Annotated in this window: 15 protein-coding genes; 4 read left to right on the plus strand and 11 right to left on the minus strand. The window is 73.3% G+C overall.

All coding sequences use genetic code 11. The features are described from left to right. Nucleotides 1-67: 67 nt before the first annotated feature. Both ACFYP4_RS23470 and ACFYP4_RS23475 read right to left on the minus strand, forming a co-directional pair. On the minus strand, nt 68-1,012 hold the full coding sequence (locus ACFYP4_RS23470) for a decaprenyl-phosphate phosphoribosyltransferase (RefSeq protein WP_388787749.1): 945 nt from the start codon (nt 1,010-1,012) through the stop codon (nt 68-70). Then, complete coding sequence (locus tag ACFYP4_RS23475; protein WP_358854982.1) at nt 1,009-1,533, minus strand: phosphatase PAP2 family protein; 525 nt, start codon at nt 1,531-1,533, stop codon at nt 1,009-1,011. Before ACFYP4_RS23475 ends, ACFYP4_RS23470 begins: the two co-directional genes overlap by 4 nt. A gap of 142 nt (nt 1,534-1,675) precedes the next feature. Here ACFYP4_RS23475 and ACFYP4_RS23480 point away from each other — a divergent pair, with 142 nt between their 5' ends. After that, a complete protein-coding gene (locus ACFYP4_RS23480) occupies nt 1,676-3,049 on the plus strand; it encodes an FAD-binding protein (RefSeq protein WP_388787753.1) in 1,374 nt (457 codons plus the stop codon). 50 nt (nt 3,050-3,099) lie between these two features. Further along, on the plus strand, nt 3,100-3,855 hold the full coding sequence (locus tag ACFYP4_RS23485; RefSeq protein WP_358854984.1) for a decaprenylphospho-beta-D-erythro-pentofuranosid-2-ulose 2-reductase: 756 nt from the start codon (nt 3,100-3,102) through the stop codon (nt 3,853-3,855). Nucleotides 3,856-4,002: 147 nt separating this feature from the next. Here the strand turns inward: ACFYP4_RS23485 and ACFYP4_RS23490 are convergent, their stop codons facing one another. From ACFYP4_RS23490 to ACFYP4_RS23500, 3 genes are all read right to left on the minus strand, one after another. Beyond that, nucleotides 4,003-4,584: a 2'-5' RNA ligase family protein gene (locus ACFYP4_RS23490; protein WP_358854985.1), complete on the minus strand. Its 582-nt coding sequence runs from the start codon at nt 4,582-4,584 to the stop codon at nt 4,003-4,005. A gap of 166 nt (nt 4,585-4,750) precedes the next feature. Further along, nucleotides 4,751-5,764, minus strand: a complete 1,014-nt coding sequence (trpS, locus tag ACFYP4_RS23495) for a tryptophan--tRNA ligase (RefSeq protein WP_358854986.1) — start codon at nt 5,762-5,764, stop codon at nt 4,751-4,753. 207 nt (nt 5,765-5,971) lie between these two features. Continuing rightward, complete coding sequence (locus tag ACFYP4_RS23500) at nt 5,972-7,417, minus strand: glycine hydroxymethyltransferase (protein WP_358854987.1); 1,446 nt, start codon at nt 7,415-7,417, stop codon at nt 5,972-5,974. A 271-nt stretch (nt 7,418-7,688) separates the two neighbouring features. On the opposite strand from ACFYP4_RS23500, the gene rocD reads away from it, so the two are divergent. Then, entirely contained in the window at nt 7,689-8,900 is a 1,212-nt protein-coding gene (gene rocD / locus ACFYP4_RS23505; RefSeq protein WP_388787758.1) for an ornithine--oxo-acid transaminase, read from the plus strand. Nucleotides 8,901-8,930: 30 nt separating this feature from the next. Here the strand turns inward: rocD and ACFYP4_RS23510 are convergent, their stop codons facing one another. Beyond that, nucleotides 8,931-10,397 carry a PLP-dependent aminotransferase family protein gene (locus tag ACFYP4_RS23510; RefSeq protein WP_388787761.1) on the minus strand — a complete coding sequence of 489 codons (1,467 nt, stop codon included), beginning with the start codon at nt 10,395-10,397 and terminating at the stop codon, nt 8,931-8,933. 47 nt (nt 10,398-10,444) lie between these two features. Here ACFYP4_RS23510 and ACFYP4_RS23515 point away from each other — a divergent pair, with 47 nt between their 5' ends. Further along, entirely contained in the window at nt 10,445-10,954 is a 510-nt protein-coding gene (locus ACFYP4_RS23515) for a carboxymuconolactone decarboxylase family protein (RefSeq protein WP_358854989.1), read from the plus strand. A 60-nt stretch (nt 10,955-11,014) separates the two neighbouring features. Here ACFYP4_RS23515 and ACFYP4_RS23520 read toward each other — a convergent pair whose 3' ends face one another. The 5 genes from ACFYP4_RS23520 to ACFYP4_RS23540 form a co-directional block, all read right to left on the minus strand. Next, complete coding sequence (locus ACFYP4_RS23520) at nt 11,015-11,980, minus strand: ABC transporter substrate-binding protein (protein ID WP_388787764.1); 966 nt, start codon at nt 11,978-11,980, stop codon at nt 11,015-11,017. Between the two features lies 1 nt (nt 11,981). After that, the gene (locus ACFYP4_RS23525; protein ID WP_388787767.1) at nt 11,982-13,940 is read right to left on the minus strand and encodes an ABC transporter permease; all 1,959 of its coding nucleotides are present in this window, start codon (nt 13,938-13,940) and stop codon (nt 11,982-11,984) included. Beyond that, nucleotides 13,940-15,121 carry a glycine betaine/L-proline ABC transporter ATP-binding protein gene (locus tag ACFYP4_RS23530; protein ID WP_358854992.1) on the minus strand — a complete coding sequence of 394 codons (1,182 nt, stop codon included), beginning with the start codon at nt 15,119-15,121 and terminating at the stop codon, nt 13,940-13,942. Before ACFYP4_RS23530 ends, ACFYP4_RS23525 begins: the two co-directional genes overlap by 1 nt. Beyond that, nucleotides 15,118-16,650 carry a GMC oxidoreductase gene (locus ACFYP4_RS23535; protein ID WP_358854993.1) on the minus strand — a complete coding sequence of 511 codons (1,533 nt, stop codon included), beginning with the start codon at nt 16,648-16,650 and terminating at the stop codon, nt 15,118-15,120. Before ACFYP4_RS23535 ends, ACFYP4_RS23530 begins: the two co-directional genes overlap by 4 nt. A 154-nt stretch (nt 16,651-16,804) precedes the next feature. Beyond that, nucleotides 16,805-18,325, minus strand: coding sequence for an aldehyde dehydrogenase family protein (locus tag ACFYP4_RS23540; RefSeq protein WP_358854994.1), 1,521 nt, complete (start codon nt 18,323-18,325; stop codon nt 16,805-16,807). Nucleotides 18,326-18,370: the final 45 nt, after the last annotated feature.

Genomic DNA, 18,370 nt, shown 5'->3' on the forward strand with positions numbered 1-18,370 from the left:
CCCCGTGCGGGGGCGGCCGGTCCGGCGGCGGCGCCCGTTCCGTGCGCCGCGGGCCGTCCCGTGACGCTCACCAGTTCGCGACGGCGAGGCCGTACATCGCCAGCCACACCAGGGCGATCAGGGCGAGGGCGCGGTCGCGCAGGACCACGTCCTCCGGTTCGCCGGCCGTGCCCCGGTCGGCGAAGACCGCGTACCGCAGGATCGCGAGGATGAACGCGACCATCGACAGCTGCCGCCAGGGCAGCACGCTGGTGCTCGCCACCCCGCCCTCCTCCAGCGCCCACAGGCAGTAGCCGAGGACGGCGACGCCGGCGGCCAGCTGCCAGACGAAGCGGAGGTAGCCGGTGGTGTACTCGGTGAGCAGCGCGCGGGTGGCGCCCGCCTTGCCTGCCATCTGCACGGCTTCGGAGTAGCGCTTGGCGGCCACCATGAACAGCGCGCCGAAACCGGTGGTGATCAGGAACCAGCGCGACAGCGGGATGCCGAGGGCCAGCCCGCCGATCATCGCGCGCATCAGGAAGCCCGTGGTGACGACGGCCAGGTCGACGACCAGGACGTGCTTGAGGCTGACGCAGTACGCCAGCTGCATGCCGAGGTAGGCGGCCAGCAGCGCCGCGGTGAGCGGTGAGCACAGCCAGGCGGCGACGGCCGGAGCGAGGACGCCGAGGACCCCTCCGACGGCGTACGCGAGCGGGACGGGGACCTGTCCGGCGGCGACCGGGCGGCGGCGCTTGACCGGGTGGGCGCGGTCGGCGGTGGCGTCCCGGGCGTCGTTGACCAGGTAGACGGCGGCGGCGCTGGCGGTGAACAGCACGAACACGAGCGCGAGCTGAGTGAGTGCGTGGCGGGAGAAGAGCTCGCCCGCGGCGGCCGGCGCGGCCACCACCAGGACGTTCTTCACCCATTGGCGGGGCCGTGCGGTCCTGAGCAGGCCGAGGGCGACGCCGCCGCGACGCCCGGGTGCCCGCGGGGAGGTGCTCGGGACGTCCAGGACCGCCGTGCGCTCGGTCATCGTCCCGCCTCCATCCAGCGGGCGCCGAGCCGGGCCGTCAGCGCGCCCAGGGCGGCGCCCGCGGCGACGTCGGAGGGGTAGTGGACGCCGACGACCATCCGGGAGAGGCACATCGCCGCGGCGAGCGGCGGGACCAGCCGGGCGCCGAGGGCCCCGTAGGCGACGGCGGCGGCCGTCGCCGACGTGGCGTGCGAGCTGGGGAAGGAGTGCCGGCCCGCGGTGCGGACCAGCGGCTCGACGTGCCCGGGGCGCGGGCGCCGCACCAGCCGTTTCACGCCCATGCTGGTCAGGTGCGCGGTCGCGGTCAGCGCGGTGCCGCGCAGCCAGACGCCGCGCCGCTCCCGGTCGGCGGCCGCCCCCGCGAGTCCCGCCGCGAGCCACAGCGCGCCGTGCTCCCCGGCCCGGGACAGGGCGCGCGCGACGGCCGCCACGCGCGGATCGGTACCGCAGCCGTGGAGAGCCGACAGCAGCCGACGGTCCAAGTCGTCGATCCGCCGGTCCAGGTCGTCAAGGTCGTCCATGTGATCTCACTCTTCTAGGGACCCGTCCCAGAATTACGGCAATCTTGGACGACATCCCATTAATCACCCATTTCGGTGAGGAGCCGTGAGGGCCGCACTGATTACGGCGTTGTGCACCCATACCGGCGATACGGTCACGGGCATGCCTTCCGACACCGTCCCCGTCACGGGTTGGGGCCGCACCGCCCCGACCGTCGCCCGCCTGGTCCGCCCGCGCAGCTACGAGGAGGCGGTCACCGCCGTCCGGGAGTGCGGGACGCGCGGCGGGATCGCCCGGGGACTGGGACGGGCCTACGGGGACGCCGCGCAGAACGCGGGCGGTGCCGTGCTGGACATGACGGGCCTGGACCGGGTCCACGCCATCGACGCGACGACGACGGCCCCCGACGGCACGGTGAGCGCCACCGTCCTGTGCGACGCCGGGGTGAGCCTGCACCGGCTGATGGAGGTCCTGCTCCCGCTCGGCTGGTTCGTGCCCGTCTCGCCCGGCACCCGCTACGTGACCGTCGGCGGCGCGATCGGCGCGGACATCCACGGCAAGAACCACCACGTGTCCGGTTCCTTCTCCCGGCACGTCCACTCCTTCGAACTGCTCACCGCGGACGGTGAGATCCGCACGGTGAGCTGCGGCACGCCCCTCTTCGACGCCACCACCGGCGGCATGGGCCTGACCGGCGTGATCCTCACGGCGGCCGTGCGGCTCCAGCCCGTCGAGACCTCGCTGATGACGGTCGACACCGAACGCGCGGACGACCTCGACGACCTGATGGCCCGGCTCACCGCCACCGACCACCGCTACCGGTACTCGGTCGCCTGGATCGACCTGCTCGCCCGGGGAGCGGCCCTCGGCCGCTCCGTGCTCACCCGCGGCGACCACGCGCCGCTGGCCGCCCTGCCCGGCCGGGCCCGCCGGCGCCCCCTGGAGTTCCGCCCCGGACACCTCCCGGCCGCGCCCTCCTTCGTACCGGAGGGACTCCTCGGCCGGACGACGGTGGGCCTCTTCAACGAGTTCTGGTACCGCCGGGCACCCCGCGCACGGACCGGCGAACTGCAGAAGATCTCCACCTTCTTCCACCCCCTCGACGGCGTCCCGCACTGGAACCGGGTCTACGGGCGCGGCGGCTTCGTGCAGTACCAGTTCGTCATCGGCCTCGGGAAGGAGGAGGCCCTGCGCCGGATCGTGCGCCGCATCTCCGAGCGCCGGTGCCCGTCCTTCCTCGCCGTGCTCAAGCGGTTCGGGGAGGGCGACCCGGGCTGGCTGTCCTTCCCCCTGCCCGGCTGGACCCTGGCCCTGGACATCCCCGCGAACCTGCCCGGCCTCGGCGCCTTCCTCGACGAGCTGGACGAGGAGGTGGCCGGCGCGGACGGACGCGTCTACCTGGCGAAGGACTCCCGGCTGCGGCCCGAGCTGCTGGCCGGGATGTATCCGCGGCTGGCGGACTTCCGGGCCCTGCGCGCGGAACTGGACCCGCGCGGCGTCTTCACCTCGGACCTGTCCCGCCGGCTCGGCCTCTGAGCCGCGCCCCGCGCCCCCCTTCCGTCACCTCGCTCCAGGAGTGGTTTCTCATGAAGGACGCCTTCGGCCTCCCGCAGTCCCTGCTGATCCTCGGCGGCACGTCGGAGATCGCGCTGGCCACCGCGCGCCGCCTGATCACCCGCCGTACCCGCACCGTGTGGCTCGCCGCCCGTCCCTCCCCGGCCCTGGACGCGGCGGCGGCGCACCTGCGGGACCTCGGCGCGGACGTGCGCACCGTGCCCTTCGACGCGCTCGACCCCGAGTCCCACGAGACCGTGCTCGGCAAGGTCTTCGCGGAGGGCGACATCGACATGGTGCTGCTCGCCTTCGGCGTCCTGGGCAACCAGGCGCGCGACGAGAACGAGCCCGCGGCCGCGGTGCGCGTCGCGCAGACCAACTACACGGGAGCGGTCTCGGCGGGGCTGGTGAGCGCGCGGGCCCTGCAGACCCAGGGCCACGGCTCGCTCGTGGTGCTCTCCTCGGTCGCCGGAGAGCGGGCCCGGCGGTCCAACTTCATCTACGGGTCGAGCAAGGCGGGACTGGACGCCTTCGCCCAGGGCCTCGGCGACGCGCTGTACGGCACGGGCGTGCACGTGATGGTCGTGCGGCCCGGGTTCGTGCGGACGCGGATGACGGCCGGACTGGCCGAGGCGCCGCTGGCGACCACGCCCGAGGCGGTCGCGCTGGCCGTCGAGACGGGCCTGCGGCGGCGCTCCGAGACCGTGTGGGTCCCGGGGGTGCTGCGGCTCGTGATGGCGGCCCTGCGGCACGTGCCGCGGGCGGTCTTCCGGCGGCTGCCGGTCTGAGCGGCTGCGCCTCGCCGGGGTGAGGTGGGGGTGAGCCCGGCCGCGTGCCCTTGGGTCCCGCGGCCGCGACGCCTGCCGCTGCCGCGCAGACAGTGCCGTCCCGGTCCGCAGGCGCCGTGTGGGTGCCCGTGACCTCGACGGCCGCCGTCAGTGCGCCGGCAGTGTCGTGTCCCGGTCCGCGGGCGCACCCTGCGGAGGCACCACCGCGCCGCCGAAGAGGAAGTCGCGCAGCTTGCGCCAGACGCCGTCCGCGCCCTGCTCGTAGAGCGAGAAACCGGTGCACGGCCACTCGGCCGCGTACGACGACAGCTCCTCGTACGCCCGGTCCATCGCGGCCTCGTCGATGCCGTGCGCCACCGTGACGTGCGGGTGGTACGGGAACTGCAGCTCGCGCGCCACGGGACCGGAGGCGTCCCTGACCTGACTCTGCAGCCGGTCGCACGCCTCGGCGCCCTCGGCGACCCGGACGAAGACCACCGGCGACAGCGGCCGGAACGTGCCCGTGCCCGACAGCCGCAGCAGGAAGGGCCGCTCGGCGGCGGCGACCTCCGCGAGATGTGTCTCTACCGCGGGCAGCGCCGCTTCTTCGACCACCGTCGGCGGCAGCAGCGTGACGTGCGTGGGGATGCCGGAAGCCGCGGGGTCGCCGAAGCCCACGCGCCGCTCCTGGAGCAGGCTGCCGTGAGGCTCCGGGACCGCGATCGACACGCCGATCGTTACGGTCCCCACGTCGTCTCCTGTCGTCGGTCGAGTCGGTTGTCTCGTCGTTCCGTCGCGGCCCCCCCGGGCAGGGGCGGCCGCTGCTTCAGCTATCGACTGTACGGCGGTGCGGCCCGGTACCGGAGGCCGTCCGGGACGACGACCGGTCGTCGTCCCCCGGCCCCGGTCCCCGACCTCAGTGCTTGGCGGGCAGGAAACCGACCCGGTCGTACGCCTGGGAGAGCGTCTCCGCGGCGACGGCGCGGGCCTTCTCGGCCCCCTTGGCCAGGATCGAGTCGAGCGTCTCGGGGTCGTCCAGATACTGCTGGGTGCGCTCCCGGAACGGCGTCACGAAGTCGACCATGACCTCGGCCAGGTCCGTCTTCAGCGCACCGTAGCCCTTGCCCTCGTACTTCTGTTCCAGATCCGCGACAGCGGCTCCGGTCAGCGTGGAGTAGATGGACAGCAGGTTGCTGACGCCCGGCTTGTGCTCCGGGTCGTACCTGATGACCGTGTCCGTGTCGGTGACCGCGCTCTTGACCTTCTTGGCCGTCGCCTTCGGCTCGTCGAGCAGGTTGATCAGGCCCTTCGGCGTGGAGGCCGACTTGCTCATCTTGATCGCCGGGTCCTGGAGATCGAAGATCTTCGCCGTCTCCTTGAGGATGTACGGCTTCGGGACCGTGAACGTCTGTCCGAACCGGCCGTTGAAACGCTCGGCCAGGTCGCGCGTGAGCTCGATGTGCTGGCGCTGGTCCTCGCCGACCGGGACCTCGTTGGCCTGGTACAGCAGGATGTCCGCGACCTGCAGGACCGGGTACGTGAACAGGCCGACGGAGGCGCGCTCGGCGCCCTGCCTGGCGGACTTGTCCTTGAACTGGGTCATGCGGCTCGCCTCGCCGAAGCCGGTGAGGCAGTTCATGATCCAGGCGAGCTGGGCGTGCTCGGGGACGTGACTCTGGACGAACAGCGTGCAGCGGTCCGGGTCGAGCCCGGCGGCGAGCAGCTGGGCCGCGGCGAGCCGGGTGTTGGCGCGCAGGTCCGCGGGGTCCTGCGGAACGGTGATCGCGTGCAGGTCCACGACCATGTAGAACGCGTCGTGGGACTCCTGCAAGGCCACCCACTGGCGGACGGCGCCGAGGTAGTTGCCGAGGTGGAACGAGCCTGCGGTGGGCTGGATTCCGGAGAGCACGCGAGGACTGTCAGGGGCCATGCCCACCATTCTCTCAGGTGCCGGGACCCGGTCCGGAACTGGCCGGGAACAGCCGGGATCCGGTCCGGCCCCGGCGGTGCGGCGAAGGAGCCCCGCCGATGGGACGAGGAACACGGCGCGGACGGCGGCCCGGCGCGAGGCCGGACCGCCGCGGGGACCACGACAGGAGCTGACCGGCCGGTGACCCGGCCGGGGTGGACGTCGGCGTCAGCCGAGGTCGATCTCCGGGTAGAGCGGGAAGCCGGTCAGCAGGTCGGTGGCCCGGTGGGAGATCTCGTCGGCGATCTTCGGGTCGAGGACGTGCTGCGCCTTGGAGGGGGCGCCCTTGGCGGTGGTGCCGGGTTCGGCGGCGGTGAGGACGCGGTCGATCAGGCCGGCGATCTCGTCCATCTCGGCCGTGCCGAGACCGCGTGTGGTCAGCGCGGGCGTGCCGATGCGGATGCCGGAGGTGTACCAGGCGCCGTTCGGGTCGGCAGGGACGGCGTTGCGGTTGGTGACGATGCCGGAGTCGAGCAGGGCGGTCTCCGCCTGGCGGCCGGTGAGCCCGTAGGAGGAGGCGACGTCGATCAGGTTCAGGTGGTTGTCGGTGCCGCCGGTGACCAGCGTGGCGCCCCGGCGCATCAGTCCCTCGGCGAGGGCGCGGGCGTTGTCGACGACCGCCCGTGCGTAGTCGCGGAACTCGGGGCGGCGGGCCTCGGCGAGCGCGACGGCCTTGGCGGCCATGACGTGCGGGAGGGGGCCGCCGAGGACCATCGGGCAGCCGCGGTCGACCTGGTCCTTGAGGGAGTCGTCGCACAGCACCATGCCGCCGCGCGGGCCGCGCAGCGACTTGTGCGTGGTGGTGGTGACGATCTGGGCGTGCGGGACCGGGTCGAAGTCGCCGGTGAGGACCTTGCCGGCGACGAGGCCCGCGAAGTGCGCCATGTCGACCATCAGGGTCGCGCCGACCTCGTCGGCGATCTCCCGCATGATCCGGAAGTTCACCAGGCGGGGGTAGGCCGAGTAGCCCGCGACGATGATCAGCGGCTTGAACTCGCGGGCGGACGCGCGCAGCGCCTCGTAGTCGATCAGGCCGCTGGCGGGGTCGGTGCCGTAGGAGCGCTGGTCGAACATCTTGCCGGAGATGTTCGGGCGGAAGCCGTGGGTGAGGTGGCCGCCCGCGTCGAGGGACATGCCGAGCATCCGCTGGTTGCCGAAGGCCTGGCGCAGCTCGGCCCAGTCGGCGTCGGAGAGGTCGTTGACGTTGCGGACGCCGGCCCGCTCCAGGGCAGGGGCCTCGACGCGCTGGGCGAGGACGGCCCAGAAGGCGACGAGGTTGGCGTCGATGCCGGAGTGCGGCTGGGCGTAGGCGTGCCGGGCGCCGAAGAGTTCGCGGGCGTGCTCGGCGGCGAGGGCCTCGACGGTGTCGACGTTGCGGCAGCCGGCGTAGAAGCGGCGGCCGACGGTGCCTTCGGCGTACTTGTCGCTGAACCAGTTGCCCATCGCCAGCAGGGTGGCCGGGGAGGCGTAGTTCTCGGAGGCGATCAGCTTGAGCATCTCGCGCTGGTCGGCGACCTCCTGGCCGATGGCGTCGGCCACCCGGGGCTCCACGGCCCGGATCACGTCGAGGGCGCTGCGGAAAGCGGTGGACTCGGTGGAGAGGGGCTCTGGCATGACGGCCTCCGGTCGTGGCGTTCGATCACGGTTCGGCCCAGGCGCTCGGCACTCGGTGCCCGTGTCCCCCGCGCGGACGCTCCGGTCCCCGGCGGATCACAGCACGGGCCGCTCCCCGATGGTCGGTCCCATCCCAGCGCGCCAGTCACGGCCCGTCGGCCAGCCTACCGGGCGCGCCGAGCCGAGGGGGTCTCCCGTCCACCATGCGAGCGACGATAGGAAGGAGGCCGCAGACCCGGACAGCCTCGCCCTTCTCCCCCTTGGAGATCCCGTGACCGCCGCGGAGACCACACGGGCGTTCATCGCCTCGGCCGATGCGCACAGCGCGCACAACTACCATCCGCTGCCGGTCGTCGTGGCCACGGCGGACGGTGCCTGGATGACGGATGTCGAGGGCCGCCGCTTCCTCGACCTGCTGGCCGGCTACTCGGCGCTGAACTTCGGGCACGGCAACCGCCGGCTGATCGAGGCGGCCAGAGCGCAGCTGGAGCGGGTGACGCTGACGTCGCGGGCGTTCCACCACGACCGGTTCGCCGCGTTCTGCGCGCAGTTGGCGGAGCTGTGCGGCATGGAGCTGGTGCTGCCCATGAACACGGGGGCGGAGGCGGTGGAGACCGCGGTGAAGACGGCCCGCAAGTGGGGTTACCGGGTCAAGGGCGTCCCCGACGGACGGGCCAGGATCGTGGTGGCGGGCGACAACTTCCACGGGCGTACGACGACGATCGTCAGCTTCTCGACGGACGCCGGGGCGCGGGCGGACTTCGGGCCGTACACCCCGGGGTTCGACATCGTGCCGTACGGGGATCTCCCGGCGCTGCGCGCGGCGGTCACGCAGGACACGGTCGCGGTGCTGCTGGAGCCGATCCAGGGCGAGGCGGGGGTGGTGGTGCCGCCGCCCGGCTACCTGCGGGGTGTGCGGGAGCTGACGCGTGAGCGGAACGTGCTGTTCGTCGCCGACGAGATCCAGTCGGGGCTCGGCCGGACCGGGCAAACCTTCGCGTGCGAGCACGAGGGCGTCGTGCCGGACATGTACGTGCTGGGCAAGGCGCTGGGCGGCGGGGTCGTCCCGGTGTCGGCCGTGGTGTCGGGGCGCGAGGTGCTCGGGGTGTTCCGGCCCGGTGAGCACGGGTCGACGTTCGGCGGGAATCCGCTGGCCTGCGCGGTCGCGCTGGAGGTGATCGCCATGCTGCGGTCGGGCGAGTACCAGCGGCGGGCGGCGGAGCTCGGGGACCATCTGCACCGGGAGCTGGGCGTGCTGCGGGACGAGGGGCGGCTGACGGCGGTGCGCGGGCGCGGGCTGTGGGCGGGCGTCGACATCGCTCCCGCGTACGGCACGGGCCGGGAGGTCTCGGAGCGGCTGATGGACCGCGGTGTCCTGGTGAAGGACACCCACGGCGCCACGATCCGCCTCGCCCCGCCCCTGGTGATCGGCAAGGACGACCTGGACTGGGGGCTCGCCCAGCTGCGCGGCGTGCTCGGGTAGGCGGTGCGCGGCGGTCGCCCGCGGCCGCGGTCAGGGCTGCGGCAGGGCCCGGCACAAGGCGTCCAGGGTCCCTGTCCAGGCGTGGTCCGGGGGTGTGCCGTACCCGACGACGAGCGCGTCGAGGGGGTCGGTCCCGGCGTCGGGATGGCGGTGGCGGGCGAGGCCGTGGACGGCGAGGCCCTGCCAGGCCGCCGCGCGGACCACCGACGCCTCGGTGCCCGGCGGCAGCCGCAGGACCGCGTGCAGGCCCGCCGCGATGCCGGTGGCGTGCACCAGCGGGGCGCGGGCGGCCAGCGCGGCGACCAGGGAGTCGCGTCGGCGCCGGTAGCGCAGGCGGGCCGCGCGGACATGACGGTCGTAGGCGCCCGAGGTGATGAACTCCGCCAGGGTCAGCTGGTCCAGGACCCCCGAGGACCACCCGCCGCCGATCTTCAGCGCCGTGACCTCGGTGACCAGCGCCCGGGGCAGCACCAGCCAGCCCAGCCGCAGGCCGGGGGCCAGTGACTTGCTGGCGGTGCCCATGTACACGACCTGTTCGGGGCCCAAGCCCTGCAGGGCGCCCACGGGCTGCCGGTCGTAGCGGAACTCGCCGTCGTAGTCGTCCTCCAGGATCAGTGCGCCGGTGCGGCGGGCCCGGTCCACGAGCGCGGCCCGGCGGTCCGGATGCAGCGGCACCCCCATCGGGAACTGGTGCGCGGGCGTCATCAGGACCGCCCGCGCACCCCGCAGGTCGCCCGGCCGGGTGCCGAGTCCGTCGAACGGCAGGGGCACGGTGCGCAGACCGGAGCGGTGCAGCAGGTTCCAGTGGACGTCGAGGCCGTAGGACTCCACGGCGAGCGTGCGCAGGCCCCGCTGCCGCAGCACCGCGCCGAGCAGGGTCAGCCCGTCGGAGAACCCGGAGCAGATGACGATGCGGTCCGGGTCGGCCCGTACGCCGCGGGCCCGGGACAGGTAGCCGGCGAGGGCGGTGCGCAGTTCCGTCCGGCCGCGGGCGTCGCCGTAGCCGAGGGCGTCGGACGGCGCTGCGGCCAGGGCGCGGCGGGCGGCCTTCAGCCACTCGGCGCGCGGGAAGGAGGCGAGGTCGGGGGTGCCGGGGACGAGGTCGTGGGCGGGCCGGCCCGGCCGCTGCCCGGCGGGCGCCGACTCCGGTGCGGCGCGCGGGACCGTCCGCTCGGCCACCCGGGTGCCCGAGCCCTGGCGGGCGGTCAGCCAGCCTTCGGCGACGAGGTCTCCGTAGGCCTCGGCGACCGTGTTGCGGGCGATGCCCAGGTCGGCGGCGAGGGACCGGGAGGAGGGCAGGCGGGTGCCCGGGGCCAGCCGGCCGCCGCGGACCGCCTCCCGCAGGGCGTCGGTCAGGCCCCGCCGGACTCCGGGACCGGCCGGTTCCAGGTGCAGGTCGACGCCCAGCGCGGCGCCTCGCGCGGGGTCGCGCGTGGGGTCGGGCGTGGGGTCGGGCGTGGGGTCGGGCCGCTTGGAAGTGGCCCGCTGTTCTGCCATGGAAATGGACCATACTCCTGGGCTGTTCCGCTCGTAGGGTCGACGGCATGACGACGAACGAGAGTGACACGACGACCGCCGGGTACGCCGCCGAGGAGGCCCCCCGCCTGGAGTGGGCGAAGCTGGTGCCCGATGTCTACAAGGCCATGGTCAAGCTGGACGCGGCGGCCCGGCAGGGCCTCGACCCGCTGCTGCTGGAACTGGTGAAGGTCCGCGCGTCGCAGCTCAACCACTGCGCGTTCTGCCTGGACATGCACACCAAGGACGCGCTGGCCGCGGGTGAGAGCGTCGAGCGCCTCGTGCAGCTGAGCGCGTGGGAGGAGTCGAGGCACTTCTACACGGAGAAGGAGCTCGCCGCGATCGCGCTGACGGAGGCGGTGACGGTTTTGACCGACGGCTTCGTGCCGGACGAGGTCTACGCGAGCGCCGCCAAGCACTTCGAGGAGACCGAACTGGCGCAGCTGATCGCCGCGATCACGGTGATCAACGCCTGGAACCGGTTCGGGGTGACCTGCCGGCTCGTGCCCGGTCACTACCAGGCGGGCCAGTACAAGTAGGTGGCGGGTCGGACCGGCGGCGGGGCGTTCACGGGAGACGCCCCGCCGCCGGTCACGGGGTCAGGACGGAATCCAGGGACGCCAGGTCGACTCGTGGGACCGGACCCACTTCTCCGCCGCGCCCTGGGCCGACAGCTTGTCGTCGGCGATCATCAGGGAGACCTCGTTCTGGTCCTCGGTCGTCCACTTGAAGTTCTTCAGGAACCGGGCCGCCCTGCCGCCGCTCCTCGCGAAGTCCGCGTTCAGGTACTTCTGCAGCGGGGTGTGGGGATAGGCGCAGGCGACCTTCTCGGGGTCGGCGTCACAGCCCTCCTTGTAGGCGGGGAGCCTCACCTCCGTCATGGGCACCTTCTCGAAGAGCCACTGCGGCGAGTACCAGTAGGTGAGGAAGGGCTTCCTCTCCTTGGCGAACTGCTTGATCTGCGTGATCTGCGCCGCCTCCGATCCGGCGAAGACGACCTGGTAGTCGAGCTTCAGGTTGTCCACCAGCGCCTTGTCGTTGGTGACGTAGGAGGGGGAGCCGTCGAGCAGCTGGCCCTTGGCGCCGCTCTCCGCGGTGCGCAGCCGGTCCGCGTACTTGTTCAGGTTCTTCCAGTTCGTGACGTCCGGGTGCTGCTCGGCGAAGTACGCCGGGACGTACCAGCCGATGTGGCCGGTGACCCCGAGGTCGCCGCCGCGGGTGATGGTCTTCTTGTCGTCGACGTACCGCTTCTCCTGCTCGGGGTGGCCCCAGTCCTCCAGGATCGCGTCGACGCGGCCCTGGCTGAGCGCGTCCCAGGCGGGCACCTCGTCGACCTGCACGGTGTCGACGCGGTAACCCAGCTCGTGTTCGAGGAGGTACTGCGCGACGGCCTCGTTGGACTGCGCGCCCACCCAGGACTGCACGGACAGGGTCACCGTCCTCGCGCTCTGCGCGTTGGCGAACGGCGACGCCTGCCGGGTCATGTCGGCGGCGCCGCAGCCGGTGGCCAGCGCCAGCACGGTGAGGGCGGCGGTCAGACGCGTCTTCGTCAGCGTGCGGGACATGTCACGCTCCCTTCTCGGTGCGGCGCTGCGTCGGCTGGGTGACCCGGTCGAGCATCAGGCCCAGGCAGACGATCGCCGCGCCGGCGACCAGTCCGGTCGCCAGGTCGCCCTGGGCGAGGCCGAACACGACGTCGTAGCCGAGCGCGCCGCCGCCGACCAGGCCGCCGATGATGACGACGGCGAGGACCAGGACGACGCCCTGGTTGACGGCGAGCAGCAGGGCGGGGCGGGCCAGCGGGAGCTGGACCTGGCGGAGTTGCTGTCCGCCGGTGGCACCGAGCGAGCGCGCGGCCTCCAGCGCGGCCGGGTCGACCGAGCGCAGCCCCTGGGTGGTGATGCGCACGACGGCGGGCAGGGCGTAGACGACGGCCGCGGCCACGGCGGGCGCCCGGCCGATGCCGAACAGTGCCACCACCGGGATCAGGTACACGAACTGCGGCATCGTCTGGAAGACGTCGAGGACCGGGCGCAGGACCCGCTCGACGCGTTCGCTGCGGGCCGCCGCGACACCGGTCGCGAAGCCGATGACGAGGGTCACCGCGACCGCCGCGAGGACCTGCGACAGCGTGTCGAGGGAGGGCTTCCAGACGCCGAGCACACCGATCGCGGCCATCGCGAGGACGGCGGTGAGCGCGGTGCGCCAGGTGCCGATCAGCCAGGCCAGGGCCGCGACGAGCAGCAGGACCGCCCACCAGGGCAGCCACTGGAGGCCGTCGCGGAGCGGGTCGAGGACCCAGGTGGTGAAGTGGGCCGCCCAGTCGGCGGTGCCGCCGATGTAGGGGACCCCCGAGTAGAGGTGGTCGGTCATCCAGTCGACGGCGGTGTTCACCGGTCCTGCGATGCGCACGATCCAGGCGTCGGGCCAGTCGAGGCGGCCCGTGAGGCGCCCGGCGACGGCCACGGCGACGACCGCGACGGCGGCGTACGCCCAGTGCGGGCCTTTCGTCCCCGTGTGCGCGCCGAGCCGCTCCCCCGCGGCGGCGGTCACCCGGTCGAGGACGACGGCGAGCAGCACGATCGGGACGCCGGCGGCGAGGGCGGCGCCCACGTCGACGGAGGCCAGGGCCTGGTACACGCGGTCACCGAGACCGCCCGCGCCGATCACGGAGGCGATGACCGCCATGGACAGCGCCATCATGATCGTCTGGTTGAGACCGAGCAGGAGTTCCTTGCGGGCCAGCGGCAGCCGGGCGGTGAGCAGCCGCTGCCGGGCCGTGGCGCCGAGCGAGGCGACGGCCTCCATGACGCCGGGGTCGGCGCCGCGCAGGCCGAGGGCGGTGAGCCGGGCCATCGGCGGGGCTGCGTACACGACGGTGGCGAGGACGGCCGCGGGGACGCCGATGCCGAAGACCAGGACGACGGGCAGCAGGTACGCGAACGCGGGCAGCACCTGCATGGTGTCGAGGACCGGCCGCAGCGCGCGGAACGTGCGCTCGGACAGTCCGGCCGCGAGGCCGAGCAGCATGCCGAGGACGACGGAGACGAGGACGGCGACGACCATCAGGGCCAGCGTCTGCATGGCCGGCACCCACATGCCGAGGAGTCCGCAGGCGAGGAACGCGGCGGCCGTGCCGAGAGCGAGTCGCAGCCCGGCGGCCCGCCAGGCGACGGCGGCGGCGGCCGCCGTCACACCGGCCCAGCCCGCCGCGAGCAGCACCAGGTAGACGGCGCGCACGGAGAGCACGACCGCGTTGCTGACGTGGCCGAAGAAGTACAGGAACAGCGGATGGCTGTCCCGGTTGTCGATGATCCAGTCGCTGGTCCTGCCGAGCGGTCCGGTGAGGTCGACGGTCAGCGCGTGCGGCCAACTGCCGCTCGACCAGCGGGCGTCGAGCAGCGGGACGGCGACGGCGGCGAGTACGGCGAGCAGCAGGAGCTTGCCCGCGGCCCGGTGGCGCAGGAGGTTCCTGGCCCGGTCCGCCGGGCCGCCGCGGCCGGCGGGCGCGGTGACGGCGGCCATCAGGCCACCCCTTCGCCGGTACCCCGGGGGTCCCTGTCGGCCACCGCCCCGGGCTCGCCCTGGCCAGGCGCGTCCCTGTCGGCCACCACCCCGGGCCCGGTGTGGCCGGGCGTGTCCGTGCCGGCCACCACCCCGAGCAGGGTTTCCGAGTCGACGACGCCTACGCACCGGCCCTCGTCCACCACGCGGGCCGCGCATCCGGAGCGCGCGACCGCTTCGATGGCCTCCGAGACGGTGGCCCCGGGCTTCACGGCCGGCCCGCGGCCGGCCTCGCCGGCGGACGCGGCACGCATCGCCGACCGTACGGTCATGACCTGCTCGCGGGGCACGTCGCGGACGAACTCGCGCACGTAGTCGTCGGCGGGCGAGCCGACGATCTCCTCGGGGGTGCCGAGCTGCACGATGCGGCCGTCACGCATCAGGGCGATGCGGTCGCCGAGCCGCAGGGCCTCGTTCAGGTCGTGGGTGATGAAGACCATCGTGCGGCCCTCCTCGCGGTGCAGCCGGATGACCTCCTCCTGCATGTCGCGCCGGATCAGCGGGTCGAGCGCGCTGAACGGCTCGTCGAACAGCAGGACTTCGGGGTCGACGGCGAGTGCCCGGGCGAGTCCGACGCGCTGCTGCTGGCCGCCGGAGAGCTGTCCGGGCCTGCGCTGCTCCATGCCCTCCAGGCCGACCTTGGCGACCACTTCGGCGGCCCGCTCACGGCGTTCGGCGCGCGGGACGCCCTGGATCTCCAGGCCGTAGGCGACGTTGTCGAGGACGGAGCGGTGCGGCAGCAGTCCGAAGTGCTGGAAGACCATCGCGGCCCGGTGGCGGCGCAGTTCGCGCAGCCGCCCGCGGTCCATGGCGAGCACGTCCTCGCCGTCGATGGCCAGCTGACCGGAGGTCGGCTCGATGAGCCGGGTCAGACAGCGCACCAGGGTGGACTTGCCGGAGCCGGACAGGCCCATGACGACGAAGACCTCGCCCTTGCGCACGTCGAAGCCGACGTCGCGGACGGCGGCGGTGCAGCCGGTGCGGGCACGCAGGTCCGCCGGGGACAGCGAGGCGAGTCCGGGGTCGGCGGGCACGCGCTCGGGCTTGGGGCCGAAGACCTTCCACAGGTTGCGCACGGAGAAGACGGGGGACCCGGCCCGCGGGTTCCCGGGGCTCTGCGGGGTTTCCAGGGTCGTACTCATCGGGCCTCGTCTCCCAGCAGGTCGGCGCACTTCTCGCCGACCATGAGCACCCCGATCATCGGGTTCACGGCGGGCATGGTCGGGAAGACGGATGCGTCGGCGATCCGGATGCCGTCGAGCCCGCGGACGCGCAGCTCGGGGTCGACCACGGCGAGTTCGTCCGCCGGGTCGCCCATCCGGCAGGTGCCCGCCGGGTGGTAGACGGTGTGCGCGACCTGCCGGGCGTACGCGCTGAGTTCCTCGTCGCCGGTGACCTCGGGGCCGGGGCACACCTCGCGCTTGAGCCAGCCGGCCAGCGGCTCGGTCCTGGCGATCTCACGGGCGATCCTGATGCCGTCGACGAGTGTCCGGCCGTCGTAGTCGTCCTCGTCCGTGAAGTAGCGGAAGTCGAGGGCGGGCTTCTCGTCCGGGTCCGCGCTCGTCAGGTAGAGCCGGCCACGGCTGTGCGGCTTCGGGATGTTCGGGGTCATCGAGACGCCGTGCGCGGGGCGTTCGTAGCCCAGCCGCTCCGGATTGTCCGTGAACGGGATCTGGTAGAAGTGGAACATCAGGTCCGGGCCCGGCCGTTCGGGGTCCCGGCGCACGAAGAGGCCCGCGTCGGAGTCCATCGCGGAGTTCTCGGGGATGGGCCCGTCCGTCTCCCACACGATCACCGACTCGGGGTGGTCGAGCAGGTTCTCGCCGACGCCCGGCAGGTCGAGCGCGACCGGTATGCCGAGCCGCTCCAGGTCCTGCCTCGGGCCGATGCCGGAGTGCAGCAGCAGCCGGGGCGAGTCCACGGCTCCCGCACAGAGCAGCACCTCGTTCCCGGCCCGTACGAGGGTCTCCGTGCCGTCCCTGCCGCGGACGTGCACGCCCGTGACGCGGGTCCCGTCGAGCTCCAGCCGGTACGCCCAGGTCTCCAGCAGGAGCGTCAGGTTGGGCCGCCGGTCCATGACGGGGTGCAGATACGCCACGGACGCGCTGGACCGCTTGTTGTTCTCGGGGTGGTAGGCGAGGTCGAAGAAGCCGACGCCCTCGGTGAACGGCTTCCTGTTGAAGCCCTCCACCCGCGGCACGCCGAGCGCGGCCTGGGCGGCGTCGACGAAGTCGCGGGCGATGGCGTTCCGGTCCTTCTCGTCGACCGCCACGATGTTGTTCAGGAGGCGCTCGTAGTACGGCTCCATCGGTGCCGCGCCCCAGCCCTCGGCACCCGCCGCCTCCCACTCGTCCCAGTCGGACGGCAGCGGCTTGAACGCGATGAGCGTGTTGTGGGACGAGCAGCCGCCGAGCACCCGGGCCCGGCTGTGCCGGATGTGCGAATTGCCGCGTGGCTGCTCGGTGGTGGGGTAGTCGTAGTCCAGCTCCCCGCCGAGCAGGCCCATCCACCGGCGCAGGGTGAGGACGTCCTCGCGGTCCACGTCGCTGGGGCCGCCCTCGATGACGGCGACGGTGACGTCCGCGTTCTCGGTCAGGCGGGACGCGATGACGGAGCCCGCGGTGCCGCCGCCGATGACGACGTAGTCGTACGTGTTCTCGTGCTCGGACATGAAGGGGGTTGCTCCTCTTCGTGCAACGTGCTGCGCGTGACCGGTGGGGGATGCGCGGCGGTGGGGGGTCGGTCCGGTCGGCGGCGCGTGCCCGGCCGGGCCGTGACGGTCCGGGCGGGGCGCGCCCGGGTGGCCGGGTCGCGGTGCGTCCGCGTCAGCCGGCGAACCAGCGCACCGGCTTCGGCGCGAGGTTCTGGTAGACGTGCTTGGTCTCCCGGTACTCGGCGAGGCCGGCGGGGCCCAGTTCGCGCCCGACGCCGCTCTTGCCGAAGCCGCCCCACTCCGCCTGCGGGAGGTAGGGGTGGAAGTCGTTGATCCAGACGGTGCCGTGGCGGAGCCGGGCGGCGACCCGTCGGGCGCGGCCCGCGTCCGCGGTCCAGACGGCGCCGGCGAGGCCGTACTCGGTGTCGTTGGCGAGCGCGACGGCCTCGTCCTCCGTGCGGAACGTCTCGACGGTCAGCACGGGCCCGAAGACCTCCTCGCGGACGACCCTCATCTCCCGGTGGCACCCGTCGAGGACGGTCGGCTCGTAGAAGTACCCGGCGGCGGGCCGGACTTCGGACGGCTCGGGACGCCTGCCGCCGCTGCGCAGCACCGCGCCCTCCGCGAGGGCGGACGCCACGTACGCCTCGGTCTTCTCGCGCTGCTGCGCCGAGACGAGCGGGCCGCACTCGACGCCGTCCTCGGTCCCGCGTCCGAGCCTGATCCGCGCGGCGCGGGCGGCGAGTTCGGCGACGAAGCGCTCCCGCACGGACTCCTCGACGATGAGCCGGGAGCCCGCGGAGCACACCTGGCCGCTGTGGATGAACGCGGCGTTCAGGGTTTGGTCGACGGCGGTGTCGAAGCCCTCGTCCGTGGCGCAGGCGTCGGCGAACACGATGTTCGGGTTCTTGCCGCCGAGTTCCAGGGCGACCTTCTTGACGCCGACGGCGGCGGCCCGCGCGACCTTCGTCCCGCTCTCCAGACCGCCGGTGAAGGAGACCAGGTCGACGCCCGGGTGCTCGGCCAGCCGGGCGCCGACCGAGTGGCCGGGCCCCGTGACGATGTTGGCGACTCCGGTGGGCAGACCGGCCTCGACGAGCAGCTCCACGAGGGCGATCGTCGTCAGCGGGGTGATCTCACTCGGCTTGACGACGAAGGTGTTGCCCGCGGCGAGCGCCGGCGCGACCTTCCAACTGGCCTGGAGAAGCGGGTAGTTCCATGGCGTGATCATGGCGCAGACGCCGACGGGCTCGTGCACGACGACACTGTGGACGTCCGCGGACCCGGCGTCGACGACCCGTCCGCCGCCCTCCCCCACAACCAGATCGGCGAAGTAGCGGAAGGCGTCGGCGACACAGTCGATGTCGACGCGCCCCTCCTCCACCGTCTTGCCCGCGTCACGGCTCTCCAGCAGCCCCAGTTCCTCGCGGTCGCGTACGAGCAGATCGGCGACGCGGCGCAGCAGCGCGGCACGGTCGGCGACGGGAGTGTGGGGCCACGGGCCCTCGTCGAAGGCCCGCCGGGCGGCCTCGACCGCCAGGTCCACGTCCTTCTCGTCACCCTCCGCGACCACGGCGAACGGCTCGGCATCCGCGGGATCGAGGATCTCGCGCGTGGCTCCGGAAGCGGCCTCGCGCCACTGCCCGCCCGCATGGATGGTCTGCTGCGCCTGTCGTTCGGTCTGTCGCGCCATGATCGGCATCGCCTTCCGTTCCTGTTTCCTGCCCCTGCGTCACAC

This window comes from Streptomyces sp. NPDC005551, from assembly GCF_042871785.1.
In the GTDB taxonomy this organism is placed as follows: domain Bacteria; phylum Actinomycetota; class Actinomycetes; order Streptomycetales; family Streptomycetaceae; genus Streptomyces.

Excerpts from the sequence above, each read along its gene's own strand:
- ACFYP4_RS23540 (WP_358854994.1), bottom strand. The coding sequence starts at position 18,325 with ATGGCGCGACAGACCGAACGACAGGCGCAGCAGACCATCCATGCGGGC.
- ACFYP4_RS23475 (WP_358854982.1), bottom strand. The coding sequence starts at position 1,533 with ATGGACGACCTTGACGACCTGGACCGGCGGATCGACGACTTGGACCGT.
- trpS (WP_358854986.1), bottom strand. The coding sequence starts at position 5,764 with ATGGCCCCTGACAGTCCTCGCGTGCTCTCCGGAATCCAGCCCACCGCA.
- ACFYP4_RS23485 (WP_358854984.1), top strand. The coding sequence starts at position 3,100 with ATGAAGGACGCCTTCGGCCTCCCGCAGTCCCTGCTGATCCTCGGCGGC.
- ACFYP4_RS23470 (WP_388787749.1), bottom strand. The coding sequence starts at position 1,012 with ATGACCGAGCGCACGGCGGTCCTGGACGTCCCGAGCACCTCCCCGCGG.
- ACFYP4_RS23520 (WP_388787764.1), bottom strand. The coding sequence starts at position 11,980 with ATGTCCCGCACGCTGACGAAGACGCGTCTGACCGCCGCCCTCACCGTG.
- ACFYP4_RS23480 (WP_388787753.1), top strand. The coding sequence starts at position 1,676 with ATGCCTTCCGACACCGTCCCCGTCACGGGTTGGGGCCGCACCGCCCCG.
- ACFYP4_RS23515 (WP_358854989.1), top strand. The coding sequence starts at position 10,445 with ATGACGACGAACGAGAGTGACACGACGACCGCCGGGTACGCCGCCGAG.
- ACFYP4_RS23500 (WP_358854987.1), bottom strand. The coding sequence starts at position 7,417 with ATGCCAGAGCCCCTCTCCACCGAGTCCACCGCTTTCCGCAGCGCCCTC.
- ACFYP4_RS23510 (WP_388787761.1), bottom strand. The coding sequence starts at position 10,397 with ATGGCAGAACAGCGGGCCACTTCCAAGCGGCCCGACCCCACGCCCGAC.
- ACFYP4_RS23530 (WP_358854992.1), bottom strand. The coding sequence starts at position 15,121 with ATGAGTACGACCCTGGAAACCCCGCAGAGCCCCGGGAACCCGCGGGCC.
- ACFYP4_RS23525 (WP_388787767.1), bottom strand. The coding sequence starts at position 13,940 with ATGGCCGCCGTCACCGCGCCCGCCGGCCGCGGCGGCCCGGCGGACCGG.
- ACFYP4_RS23535 (WP_358854993.1), bottom strand. The coding sequence starts at position 16,650 with ATGTCCGAGCACGAGAACACGTACGACTACGTCGTCATCGGCGGCGGC.